12 protein-coding genes are annotated in these 12,664 nt (G+C 55.3%); 11 read left to right on the top strand and 1 reads right to left on the bottom strand.

Annotated features, from left to right (window positions below):
* The first annotated feature begins 9 nt into the window (after positions 1–9).
* A complete protein-coding gene (locus tag GLS_RS02275) occupies positions 10–579 on the top strand; it encodes an NIPSNAP family protein (protein WP_041110903.1) in 570 nt (189 codons plus the stop codon).
* A gap of 84 nt (positions 580–663) precedes the next feature.
* Here the strand turns inward: GLS_RS02275 and GLS_RS02270 are convergent, their stop codons facing one another.
* A complete protein-coding gene (locus GLS_RS02270) occupies positions 664–1,362 on the bottom strand; it encodes a YfdX family protein (RefSeq protein WP_041110901.1) in 699 nt (232 codons plus the stop codon).
* A 412-nt stretch (positions 1,363–1,774) separates the two neighbouring features.
* Between GLS_RS02270 and edd the strand changes: the two genes are divergently transcribed.
* The 10 genes from edd to GLS_RS02220 all read left to right on the top strand — a co-directional run bounded on the left by edd (position 1,775) and on the right by GLS_RS02220 (position 12,659).
* A complete protein-coding gene (gene edd / locus GLS_RS02265; RefSeq protein ID WP_041110899.1) occupies positions 1,775–3,622 on the top strand; it encodes a phosphogluconate dehydratase in 1,848 nt (615 codons plus the stop codon).
* Positions 3,623–3,634: 12 nt separating this feature from the next.
* Complete coding sequence (gene eda / locus GLS_RS02260; RefSeq protein ID WP_041110897.1) at positions 3,635–4,258, top strand: bifunctional 4-hydroxy-2-oxoglutarate aldolase/2-dehydro-3-deoxy-phosphogluconate aldolase; 624 nt, start codon at positions 3,635–3,637, stop codon at positions 4,256–4,258.
* A 103-nt stretch (positions 4,259–4,361) separates the two neighbouring features.
* Complete coding sequence (locus tag GLS_RS02255) at positions 4,362–4,925, top strand: metal-dependent hydrolase (protein WP_024716532.1); 564 nt, start codon at positions 4,362–4,364, stop codon at positions 4,923–4,925.
* Complete coding sequence (gene purH / locus GLS_RS02250) at positions 4,922–6,499, top strand: bifunctional phosphoribosylaminoimidazolecarboxamide formyltransferase/IMP cyclohydrolase (RefSeq protein WP_041110894.1); 1,578 nt, start codon at positions 4,922–4,924, stop codon at positions 6,497–6,499. Before GLS_RS02255 ends, purH begins: the two co-directional genes overlap by 4 nt.
* Positions 6,496–6,846, top strand: a complete 351-nt coding sequence (locus GLS_RS02245) for a hypothetical protein (protein WP_041110892.1) — start codon at positions 6,496–6,498, stop codon at positions 6,844–6,846. Before purH ends, GLS_RS02245 begins: the two co-directional genes overlap by 4 nt.
* Positions 6,847–7,060: 214 nt before the next feature.
* Positions 7,061–8,389, top strand: a complete 1,329-nt coding sequence (locus GLS_RS02240) for a flagellar hook-length control protein FliK (protein WP_148295877.1) — start codon at positions 7,061–7,063, stop codon at positions 8,387–8,389.
* Between the two features lie 15 nt (positions 8,390–8,404).
* Positions 8,405–9,145, top strand: coding sequence for a flagellar hook assembly protein FlgD (locus tag GLS_RS02235; RefSeq protein WP_041110887.1), 741 nt, complete (start codon positions 8,405–8,407; stop codon positions 9,143–9,145).
* A 174-nt stretch (positions 9,146–9,319) separates the two neighbouring features.
* The gene (gene fliF / locus GLS_RS02230) at positions 9,320–10,999 is read left to right on the top strand and encodes a flagellar basal-body MS-ring/collar protein FliF (RefSeq protein ID WP_041110886.1); all 1,680 of its coding nucleotides are present in this window, start codon (positions 9,320–9,322) and stop codon (positions 10,997–10,999) included.
* On the top strand, positions 10,996–12,009 hold the full coding sequence (locus GLS_RS02225; RefSeq protein WP_041110885.1) for a flagellar motor switch protein FliG: 1,014 nt from the start codon (positions 10,996–10,998) through the stop codon (positions 12,007–12,009). Before fliF ends, GLS_RS02225 begins: the two co-directional genes overlap by 4 nt.
* Complete coding sequence (locus GLS_RS02220) at positions 12,009–12,659, top strand: hypothetical protein (RefSeq protein ID WP_041110884.1); 651 nt, start codon at positions 12,009–12,011, stop codon at positions 12,657–12,659. The genes GLS_RS02225 and GLS_RS02220 overlap by 1 nt, the downstream gene beginning before the upstream one ends.
* Positions 12,660–12,664 lie beyond the last annotated feature (5 nt).

The following is a 12,664-nucleotide window of genomic DNA, read 5'->3' as shown; positions in this document are numbered from 1 at the left end:
AGACAGCTCATGAGTTACGCAGAAACCATCGTTCTCGATGTCCGTATCGGACAGATGCCGCAGGTGGTTTCTGCCCTCACTGGCCGTGACGGGCTCGCCGTCTGGGTGAGCGAGATCGGTGCCCTGAACCGGGTTGTCCTCTTCCGGACGGCAGATACTTATGACGCCCTTCTGGAAGGGCGTCCGGATGTGCTTGCTGCCATTCAGGAAGAACCTGTGCAGAATGTCGAGGTGACAAGCTGGCGCGTCATTTCCCCGCTGCTTCCGGCCGGGGAGCATGGCAGCCTCTATGAATGGCGCTGCTACGATCTGAAGCTTGGACAGGTCGGGAACGTGGAAGAGGCTTTTGCCGCTGCGGTTCCGGCACGCTTGGAACTGTCCCCACTGCTTTGCGGGATGATTTCGATCGAGGGAACGCCCAGGCTGGCGCATATCTGGCCGTATGCAGACATGAATGCCCGTCTGGAGATCCGGGCGCAGGCCGTGGCCACCGGTGTGTGGCCGCCGAAGATCGGTGGTGGGCTGGTTGCCATGGAAAATGCGATCCTGCTTCCGGCACAGGGCTCCGCCTGGAGCTGAGATATCCTGAAAAACAGGCACGAAAAAAGCGCTGCAGGTCTGGCCTGTAGCGCTTTTTTTATCTGAGGGCAGAGCCCTTGAAGATTACTTCGTGGCAGATGCCGGAGCCGGAGCCGGAGCCGGAGCCGGAGCCTGTGATTCAACGGCGTTTTCGGACACGAAGATCACCGAATCCAGAGCCTGGTTCAGCGCATCCACAGCGTCCTGCGGGTGATGGCCTTCCGTGAACACGGTCGCACGATAGACCGCGCCCTGGACCGGGGTGATGGGAGCAAGCGCCAGAATGAAGTCCGTATCTTCGCCGACGACCTTCATGGTTTCAGCGGCCTGATCCGTATTGCCGGATTTCAGCTGCGCATTGGCCGAGGCAACAGCCGTCTTCTTTTCGGGAGCAAGGGTTTCGTTCACGATGAACTCACCGCCAACCGGGAGCCAGTCGGTCTGTCCCACAACAGGCTGATGGTTTGCTGCAACAGGATGCTGCGGGGCGGGGTGCAGATCGTTTTCGGCGGCCTGAAACTTCTTGTCAGCCTTTTCGGCGGCGGCAAGACGCTTCTGGGCGTCATAAAGTGCCGGAATGGCGGCTTCAGTCTTGCCGCCCGTCTGCAGGATGTCACGGGCGTTCATGATGTCCTGGAAGGCGCGCTGTCCATCAGCGGAAAGGTGATGAAAAGCCCGGTGTGCCTTGAACTGCTCCCAGTGTGAGTGAAGTGAAGCAGCGCCGGCCAGAGGTGTTGCGCAGAGAAGGGCTGAAATCGCAGCCATGGCGGGAATGAATTTCATGATATCGTCTCCGTGAATATTCGGTTCTGACTCTCATGGATATTTCATGGGGACAGATCGGGCAAATTACCGATCATTTAGTGACTGTAGGTCTTCCCGGTTTCTTTTGCCGACGCTCCCAGCTCTGTGCGTCATTTTCCGTGCGGGGGCGGAGGGGATTTCTGAAAACCGGTATTAACACATCTCATTCGCATTGTTGCTCTGGAGGTGTTATTTTTGGAACTAAGAGACCATCCGGCGTGATGTCTTGAAATAAAAATGAGAATATCAAGGTTTTCATTTGCGGATGGCTTGCTCTGGGGGGGGGCTTTCCGTATGTACGATGCCTCAATCACGATACCGTGCCTTGCGCCGGAAAGTCGGCCTTTCCTGAACGCATTGCAGGCATCAGCCGAGTAGCGAGTATTTCCAGATGTCTCTGAATTCCGTCGTCGAGAGCGTGACTGCCCGTATCATCGAGCGTTCGAAAGTCTCCCGTCGCCGGTATCTCGCCCTGATGGAGCGCAACCGCGCCAAGGGTGTGCTCCGGCCCAAGCTGGCCTGCGGTAATCTGGCGCATGCCATCGCAGCGTCCAGCCCCGACAAGCCGGATCTGATGCGTCCCACCGGGACCAATATCGGCGTGATCACGACCTATAACGACATGCTCTCGGCGCATCAGCCGTATGGCCGCTATCCCGAGCAGATCAAGCTGTTTGCCCGTGAAGTCGGTGCAACGGCTCAGGTCGCAGGCGGCGCACCAGCAATGTGTGACGGTGTGACGCAGGGGCAGGAGGGCATGGAGCTTTCCCTGTTCTCCCGTGACGTGATCGCCATGTCCACGGCAGTCGGGCTGAGCCATGGCATGTTCGAAGGCGTGGCACTGCTGGGTATCTGCGACAAGATTGTGCCGGGCCTTCTGATGGGCGCCCTGCGCTTCGGCCATCTCCCGGCCATGCTGATCCCCGCCGGCCCGATGCCGTCTGGTCTTCCAAACAAGGAAAAGCAGCGCATCCGCCAGCTCTATGTGCAGGGCAAGGTCGGTCAGGACGAACTGATGGAAGCGGAAAACGCCTCCTATCACAGCCCGGGCACCTGCACGTTTTATGGCACGGCCAATACGAACCAGATGATGGTCGAGATCATGGGTCTGATGATGCCGGATTCGGCCTTCATCAATCCCAACACGAAGCTGCGTCAGGCGATGACCCGCTCGGGCATTCACCGTCTGGCCGAAATCGGCCTTAACGGCGAGGATGTGCGTCCGCTTGCCCATTGCGTGGATGAAAAGGCCATCGTGAACGCAGCAGTGGGCCTCTTGGCAACAGGTGGTTCAACCAACCATTCGATCCATCTTCCGGCCATTGCGCGTGCCGCCGGTATCCTGATCGACTGGGAAGACATCAGTCGTCTATCGTCCGCGGTTCCGCTGATCACCCGTGTTTATCCAAGCGGTTCCGAGGACGTGAATGCGTTCAACCGCGTGGGTGGCATGCCGACCGTGATCGCCGAACTGACGCGCGCTGGTATGCTGCACAAGGACATCCTGACGGTTTCGCGTGGCGGTTTCTCCGACTATGCCCGTCGTGCCTCGCTTGAAGGCGACGAACTCGTCTACAGTCATGCAAAGCCGTCCACGGACACCGATATCCTGCGCGATGTTGCTACGCCTTTCCGTCCGGATGGTGGCATGCGTCTGATGACGGGCAATCTGGGCCGCGCGATCTACAAGAGCAGCGCCATTGCGGCCGAGCATCTGACGGTGGAAGCGCCTGCACGGGTTTTCCAAGATCAGCATGATGTCATCACGGCCTATCAGAACGGTGAGCTTGAGTGTGATGTCGTCGTAGTTGTCCGGTTCCAGGGGCCGGAAGCCAACGGCATGCCGGAGCTTCACAAGCTGACCCCGACGCTGGGTGTCCTTCAGGATCGCGGCTTTAAGGTGGCTCTGCTGACAGATGGACGCATGTCCGGTGCAAGCGGCAAGGTGCCGGCAGCCATTCATGTTGGCCCCGAAGCGCAGGTTGGCGGACCGATCGCCCGCGTGCGGGATGGTGACATGATCCGCGTCTGCGCCGTGACGGGACAGATCGAGGTTCTGGTGGAAGCCGCCGAGTGGGAGAGCCGCAAGCCGGTTGCTCCGCCACTCCCGGCATTGGGAACGGGCCGCGAACTATTCGCGCTGATGCGTTCGGTGCATGATCCGGCCGAAGCTGGCGGATCCGCGATGCTGGCCCAGATGGATCGCGTGATCGAAGCCGTTGGCGACGACATTCACTAAGGAAGAGTTCTGATGATCGACACTGCCAAACTCGATGCCGTCATGAGCCGCTGTCCGGTCATGCCGGTGCTGGTGGTCAATGACGTGGCGCTGGCCCGTCCGATGGCTGAAGCACTGGTCGCCGGTGGCCTGTCCACGCTGGAAGTCACGCTGCGCACACCCTGTGCCCTGGAAGTCATTCAGGAAATGTCGAAAGTGCCGGGTGCGCTTGTCGGTGCCGGTACGGTTCTGAATCCGTCTGACATGGACCGCGCCGTGAAGGCCGGTGCCCGCTTTATCGTCAGTCCGGGTCTGACCGAGGCGCTGGCCAAGGCCTCTGTCGAGCATGACGTTCCGTTCCTTCCGGGCGTGGCCAATGCAGGTGACATCATGCGCGGTCTGGATCTGGGCCTGTCACGCTTCAAGTTCTTTCCGGCTGTGACGAATGGCGGCATTCCTGCGCTCAAGAGTCTCGCCAGTGTTTTCGGCAGCAATGTCCGTTTCTGCCCCACGGGCGGCATTACGGAAGAGAGCGCGCCGGACTGGCTGGCGCTTCCGTCCGTGGCCTGCGTCGGCGGGTCCTGGGTGACGGCCGGCACGTTCGATGCGGACAAGGTCCGTCAGCGCGCCACGGCTGCGGCACTCTTCACGGTCTGATCTTCGAGGCGTTTTGCGGATGCCGTCAGAATGTTGCGGCATCCGTGAACGTTTTGTGAACAAATGGTTTGCGAGACACGTCGAAGCAGACCATATAGGGCGCGTGACCGGACGTTCCCATCTGCTGATTGGCGGCTTTGCCGTGCTGTGCGCGATGCGCTGGCACATCCTGTCGCCTGAACCGCTTTCCGTCTGCACAGGGCTGCTGGGTAGTCTTCTGCCAGACATCGATACCGAACGCTCCATGCTCGGCAGCCGGTTGAAATTCCTTTCCCGTTTTCTGGCAAAGACCTTTGGTCATCGCGGCCTTACACATTCCGGCGTAATGCTGCTTCTGGCCGCGGCCGCGCTGAATGGGTTGATGGGGCCCGAAAGCCTGCGTGGCCCCTGGGGCGCGCTTCTGCTGGGGGCAGGAACGCATATCGCGGCTGACCTTCCGACAGGCGGGTGTCAGCTCTTCGCGCCCCTCAGCCGTTCGCGACTCTCGCTCTGGCCTTATGTCCGGACTGGCGGGATCGGAGAAATCATGCTTCTTGTGCCCATTCTCTGCCTTCTGGGTTGGGCAGGATTTTCCGGTAATGGCCCTGTTCCGGGTCATGTTCCTCCCTCTGCGCATCACTCGCGGTTGCGCGGACATGTTTTGAAGGATATTTCATTCTCATCATGACTGAGACCCGACTCCCCGTCCGTCGCGCCCTCCTCTCCGTTTCTGACAAGACGGGACTGATCGAACTGGGGCGTGCGCTTGCCGCCCACGGTGCGGAACTGCTTTCGACGGGAGGCTCTGCAAAGGCCCTTCGTGAAGCGGGTCTGACAGTCAAGGATGTCTCGGAGCATACCGGTTTTCCTGAAATCCTGGATGGCCGGGTCAAGACCCTCGTCCCGCAGGTGCATGGTGGCATCCTCGGACGCCGCGACCTTCCGGCCCATGTCGCGCAGATGGCGGAACACGGCATTGCGCCGATCGATCTGGTCTGTGTGAATCTCTATCCTTTTGCCGCGACCGTCGCGTCCGGGGCAGGGGACGAGGACTGCATCGAGAACATCGATATCGGTGGGCCGGCCATGATCCGCGCTGCCGCCAAGAACTTCGATCACGTCACGATCCTGACCGATCCGCGTCAGTATGCGGCGGTCATCGCCTCTCTGGAACAGGGCGGCACGGTTCTGGCGGAACGTCGCGATTACGCTGCCTCCGCCTATGCCCATACGGCTGCCTATGACAGCATGATCTCCCGCTGGTTCGCAAAACAGGCCGGTGAGATCCTTCCTCCCGTTCTGACGCTGAGCGGCACCCGCGATGATCTGCTGCGCTATGGTGAGAACCCGCACCAGAAGGCCGCCTTCTATCGCGATGGCAGCCAGCGTCCGGGCGTCGCAAGTGCGCGTCAGGTTCAGGGGAAGGCCCTGAGCTACAACAACATCAACGACACGGACGCCGCATTCGAAGCTGTTGCCGAGTTCGATGAACCGACGGTTGTGATCGTCAAGCATGCCAATCCGTGTGGTGTGGCCTCTGCTACCACTCTGGAACAGGCCTGGATCGCGGCCCTGCGCTGTGATCCGGTTTCGGCTTTTGGTGGCATCGTTGCAGTCAACCGGACGTTGAATGGTGCCACGGCCCAGAGGATCAGCAAGATCTTCACCGAAGTGATCGTGGCTCCTGATGCCGATGCAGAAGCCATTGAGGTCCTGTCGCGCAAGAAGAACCTGCGTCTGCTGCTCACCGACGGCGTGCCCGACCCGACAGCTGAAGGACTGGCCTTCCGTTCCGTCGCGGGTGGCTTTCTGGCACAGACCCGTGATGCGGGTCGTGTGACGGAAGTCGATCTGAAGGTCGTGACCAAGCGCGCACCGACGGCTCAGGAAATGAAGGACCTGCTGTTTGCGTTCCGTGTCGCAAAACACGTGAAGTCAAACGCTGTCATCTATGTCCGTAACGGGGCAACGGTCGGCATTGGCGCCGGACAGATGTCTCGGGTGGACAGCGCGCGTATCGCAGCGCGCAAGAGCGAGGACGCTGCGAAGGAAGCCGGAGAACGTGCACCGCTGACGACAGGTTCGGTCGCGGCTTCGGACGCCTTCTTCCCCTTCGCTGACGGTCTTGAGAGCGTCGTTGCGGCTGGTGCTGTGGCTGTCATTCAGCCAGGCGGCTCCATTCGCGATCAGGAGGTGATCGATGCAGCAGATGCTGCCGGGATCGCCATGGTATTCACCGGCATGAGGCATTTCCGACATTGAAAAAGCTCGCTTTCGCCAGCCTGGTCCTGGCGCTCTCCGTCTCCGCAGCCGAGGCCGCTCCCTGCGTCTATGACATGACGCCGCTGCCCGTCACGCAGGGGATCGTCTCCGGCATCACGCCCACGGGCGTGAAATTGCGCGATGGAACCACGGTCATTCTGCCGGACGAACTCCTGGCAGGTGTCCGGCTGAACCAGAAACTGGCTGTCAGGGGTCTGGTCTCTACGACGACGCATACGGTTCAGGCGCTGGCTCTGGAAGGCAACCCGCCTGTATGCCCCAGCGCGCCCACAATCCCGCGCGGACCTTTTGCGGGGTCTCCGGCTTATGATGCGATCCATCCCTGAGTCCTAAGGTGCCAGTCGCTGCATGTTTCTGAGGGGATGAGCCTTTCAGTTCTGTAGCCCCTGACATTGTGCTCTAGCGCCCCCGAGAAAGCCTGAAAAAAGGTTTTTTCTCGGGGGCGTATGCTTTTGGGGCCGCTAAACGCTTTCTTTACTGTTCCTGTGCCAACAGTTTCCCCGGGTTTCCCATTGTCAGCGGATCCGGAGGCACACAGTTTTGTCACATGTCACGACATCCGCAGTTGTAACGACAACGGGGGCAGGACGGCTCGAAACCCTGCCGCAAACCCAGCTGGCGTCGAATGAGCGTTTTCGCGATTTTCTGGAAAGCTATGTGCACCAGAAAACCCCTGCACATGCAGATGCGAGCCAGAAAGCTTCAACAGACAAGCCCCGCGTCATAAAAGCTGCGGCATCTCTATCCCAGGAGAAGGGGCAAACTCAGATTCAGAAAACCAGCTCTGAAATGGCCGCCGCCACGAAGCGCAATGAAGCTGCAAGCTCGCAGCAGCATTCTGTTTCTGCAAAGCAGGTTAGTGCAAGGGCTCAGAATACTGTATCGCCTCATGCCGCTCAGAAGAGCGCCATGGCAGCTAATAAGGGACAACCTCAAAAAATCGCCGGGGATCGGGAGCAGAAGACGTCTCAAATAAATGCCCCAAAGAGCAGTGACAAATATTCGGTTGCTGATGGGCAGAAGGCAGAAAAACCTGCTCTGACGCAGGGTGAGGGGGCTGACGCTGCTGCTGACCATTCAACGGAGAACGTATCGCCACAGGACAATATCCCTGTGGCTGGATCAAGCGTCTCTGCTGTGGGTGATGCGGCGTCGAAAGACCACCCGTCATTAGCTGACACCACACAGTCAAATTCAGAAACGGGCGGGATCGAAGCATCCACTCAAAAAGAGACCAGCTGTTTGCCAGAAAAACAGGATAGCGCAGAAATAAAAGAAAATACTGTCTCGGATGTGGCGACTGCAGCACAGAGCGTTCCGGCATTTCAACTGGACTCTGTACCCGCGGAGAAAACATTCACCGATTCAGCCGCCGAGACGTCTCATAACGCTCAGTCAGAAAATCCTTCAGAGGCGGCGGACAATAATGAACAGGTGTCCCGTCATGACGAGCAGCAGCCTTTGCTCTATCAGAAGAACAGTAACGGGAGCACGACAACTCATATTGAAATGAATGTCGGCCACCACGAAAAAGTCCATGTGGAAATTGGTGAAACGATTGCCAAGGAGCAGCGTATTCACATCAATACTGATAATCCGGAAGTCTATCAGTCTTTAAAAGACGACTGCGATACATTGCTCGCAAGTCTGGCGCAGAGTTCCGTTTCCGTGACTGCCTCGCAGAGCATCATCCCCCCGGATATCCAGATCAGTCTTTCGCAACCCTCTTTTCTGGGCATGTCATCTCAGGATGAGCGGCAGGGAAGCGATAATCAGTCAGGAGGGGGAGCAAGGGGAGGCGCATCTGCGACTGATACTCCAACCCCTGAACGCCGGTTTCTGCGTGGCGTCGTCGATCTCACCGTCTAACATAGGATTCGAAACATGGTTTCTTCAGTTGGTACAACGACCGCCAGCACGTCGCTTCTAAGTCAGGCTATTGCTGCCGCGAAAAGTAATGCGGCAGCAAACGCAGCCGCTGCTTCTTCCAGTACTTCAACGAGTGCCAGCAGTTCGAGTAGCTCGCTCTCATCTTTGGGGGGGAATTTCAACCAGTTCCTCACGCTGCTTACAACACAGCTGCAGCATCAGGACCCCAGTAACCCAACCAGCACTGATTCCTTTACGGCCGAACTTGCTCAGTTTGCTGGCGTTCAGCAGCAGGTCGAGACCAATACAAATCTGACCAGCTTGATTTCCGCGACGCAGGATAACCAGATGGCTTCAGCGGTCAGCCTGATCGGCAAGACGACAACTGCGAGCAGTTCCAGCCTGCCGCTTCAGAGCGGTTCTGCATCCCTGTCGTTTACCGCGCCTCAGGCAGAAGATGTTGCGATTGCCGTAACGGACAGTACGGGGGCGGTCGTGAAGTCCGAAACAGTCAATGCGTCCGCAGGAACAAATACCTGGACATGGGACGGCAAGAACAACAGCGGGACGCAGTTAAGCGATGGCGCCTATACGGTTGCTGTAGAGGGAAGCTCTACTGATGGTACCAGCGTTGCTCTTCCGACCACGATAACGGGGACTGTCACGGGTGTTTCAAAGGGAACAACGGGCGTTAATATTGATATGGGCGATGCTACCATTGACATGAGCGATCTGACCGGATTTTCGACTACCTGATTCCAGCGACTGATAATGCCCGTTGTTAGGCGTACGTTAACCTTTTTGCTCCACAATCAGCATTATCGACAGTTGGGTTTAGGGGTGAGTGCTCATGTGGGCAGTGCAGGAAGGTTTTTCTAAAGAGAGTCGCCAAGATGACGATTCACTGAAAAACCGGAAAGAGAGCAGCCGGTGAAAGCGCTTCTAGCAAACCTCAAGCAGTTGGGGCTGCCGCGTCTGGCTGCTCTTGGCGGCGTTGGCGTTGCGATGCTGGTCCTGCTCGGCGTGCTTGTCCTTCATGGAGTCAACGCCACAAATGGCCTGCTCTACCGTGATCTGGAAGCGCATGAAGCAGGTGAAATCGTAGAACAGCTTGCAAAGGCCCACATCAAATATCGTCTTCAGGATCAGGGCAGCACGATCATGGTGCCTGATGATGACGTTGCACGTGCCAGATTGCTTCTGGCTCAAAGTGGCCTGCCATCAGGCGGGTCTGTCGGATACGAGATATTCGACAAGGGCAACAGTTTTACGGCCACGCAATTCGAACAGACGATCAATGAAACCCGTGCACTCGAGGGGGAACTGGAACGTTCAATCCGTCTGATCCATGGTGTCCGGAATGCCAGGGTGCATCTTGTGTTGCGTCACAGGGAGCTTTTTTCAACAGACGAGCAGAATGCTCAGGCGAGCGTCCTTCTTTCAATGGATGGTGGACGTCGGCTGGATGAGGAAAGCATTGCAGCAGTCGTGAACTTGGTTTCCGCAGCGGTCCCCGGACTGGACGCTCACAATATCTCCCTGATCGACAACCGTGGTCATGTTCTTCTCAAGCAGGGAGAAGGAAACTCGAACGGCGGTCAGTCTGCGGAAGAGCAGCGGCAATTGATTGAACAGCGTATCGCGCGTGAAGTCGAGGATCTGCTGGGATCTTCACTGGGGCCGGGGCATGTGCGTGTAGAAGCCAACGTCACCATGAATAACGATCATGTTCGGGAAACCCAGGAAAATTATGATCCCGACCAGCAGGTTCTGAGGTCGCAACAGACCAAGACAGAAAAAAGCATCAATACCCAAGGCTCTACCAACACGACGGTGTCAAATAATCTTCCGAACGCCAATGCGGGACAGCAGCAGAATGGAAGTCAGAGTAACCGCCAGGAACAAACGAATAACTATGAGATAAGCAAGACAGTCCGGACCCTGGTTCAGGATCAGCCACGCATTGCCCGTATCAGTATGGCCGTCATGGTCGATGGTATCAGCCAGTCTGATGGAAAAGGCCACGCGTCATGGCAGCCGCGCAATCAGGAGGAACTTGGTCGGCTGACCGCATTGACTAAAAGTGCTGTTGGCTTCGATCAGAGCAGAGGTGACGTAGTAACCGTAATGTCCATGAAGTTTACGGATATGGACATGGAAATGAAGCCAGAGACCTCCGGCTGGAGTAAGTTTTTCACCCATTCAAATCAGATGGAGGCGATAAGGTTTGGATTATTCGCAGCTTGTCTGGCGATGGTTCTGTTCTTTGTCGTGCGCCCATTACTCCGGCCGGTTGGAGAGTCCAACTCTGGGAAATTGCTCAATTTTGCCGCTTCTGAAGATCGTAACCCGGCCGCCGATCTTTCTTCGCAGGGAGCTGTTTATCTGCCCGACAGTCAATCCGAGAGAGCAAGAACTCCTATGCTCGAGCCTGCTTATGTGAATGCTGAACCGGTTGATGAAGAAACAGTTTCTGTCAGCGGAGTACAGGGACGGATTAGAGCTTCTTCCGTTCAGAAAGTTGTAGATCTCGTGGAAACTCATCCATCTGAAAGTATTGCCTTGGTAAGGGGATGGTTGATGCCTTCTCAGGAAGGAGCGGGAGGATGATGAATATGGAAAAAAATATCTCCGGCGTACAAAAAGCTGCCATTCTGATGATGGCCTTGGGCGAGGAAAACTGTTCTCGTTTGTTCGAGCAGATGCATGAAGAAGAAATTAGAGAAATTTCATCTGCAATGGCTCAGTTGGGTATTGTTTCGTCAAATACCGTCGAAAAAGTATGCCACGAATTTAGCCAGGGCTTGGGGTCTGCTGAAGGTGTAGTGGGAGATCTGGAAAGTACGGAAAAGCTTCTCAAAAATGCTCTTCCCGCCAACCGGGCTGCAGCAATCATGGAAGAAATCCGTGGGCCTGCCGGACGTACAATGTGGGATAAGCTTGGTAATGTATCAGAAACAGTTCTCGCAAATTATTTGAAAAATGAATACCCACAGACTGTTGCTGTTATATTGAGTCGGATCAAACCTTCTCATGCGGCTAAAGTTCTGGCGCTTTTTCCGGAAGAATTTTCATTAGATATCATGATGAGAATGCTTAAAACGGAAACAATACAGAAAAACGTTCTTCAAAGCGTTGAAAAGACACTGAGGTCGGAATTTGTGTCAAATATTCCGCGCGGAATAAACCGGAATAGCCATGAGGTTCTAGCAGACATATTTAACAATTTTGACAGGCGCATTGAAGGTAGATTTATGACTGCTCTGGAAGAGCGGAGCCAGGATGATGCCGAACAGATCAAAGGTCTTATGTTCACCTTCGAGGAACTCGTCAATCTTTCCAGTGAGAGTTTGATAGTATTGCTGAATCAGATACCTCGGGAAAGCCTTCCGCTAGCCCTTAAAGGCGCAAGCGATAAATTGAGACAGGCATTTCTTGCTTCGATGTCGGAGCGTGCAGGTCGTATTCTTATGGATGAAATTGAAGATTTGGGTCCTGTAAGAGTAAAAGATGTTGATACTGCGCAGAACCAAATTCTTGTTATTGCGAAAGACCTTGTGGACCGAGGCGAAATTGATCTGATTGATCAAGAACAGCCTGGAAATGAGATGATTGTCTGATGGTCCACAATTTCTCAGGAGGCAATAATGCTTCTGGAATTCTCTACGCGGAGGACTTCGATAGGGTCTTGCCGGACAATGTAGAGAAAAATGACGATATATCGCCGCCCACCGAGAATGAAAACACTAATACGCTATCTGATGAACTTTTAGAAGAATCTTATCAAAGAGGACTGCAGGAAGGAAGAATATTAGAAAAGGAAGCATTTGATAATGAAAAAATAAGCATGGAGAGTTTTTATAAAAATGAAATAAAAAAAGAAATATATAGAATATCTGATAGTATAAAAAACATAGAAAAGGATATTTCTAAGCAGGCTACGTCTTTCTTCCTAAAAATGCTTGTGAATCTGTTTCCGGAGCTTTTGACGCAGTTTGGAGTGGAAGAGGCAAAGCGAACGATCGGAAAAATTAATTCATTCATAAAAGATAAATTTCAGCTGGAATTAACTTGTTCTCAAGAGCTTTCTGAAAAAATAGAAGGGTATTTTGGAGAATCTAAACAAAAAACAATAAATATTATTGTAGATGAAGCGAAGAAAGGTGGGGATTTCAAGGTGTCTTGGGATACAGGTCTGTTTGTTCGGAATGCGGATAAAGTTGTTTCTGAAATAACGTCAGAAATTCTCTCGCTCTCTCAGGAAAAATAGGAGGA

The organism is Gluconobacter oxydans DSM 3504 (genome assembly GCF_000583855.1).
GTDB lineage: Bacteria > Pseudomonadota > Alphaproteobacteria > Acetobacterales > Acetobacteraceae > Gluconobacter > Gluconobacter oxydans.
This window is presented reverse-complemented; position numbering and strand designations above follow the sequence as displayed.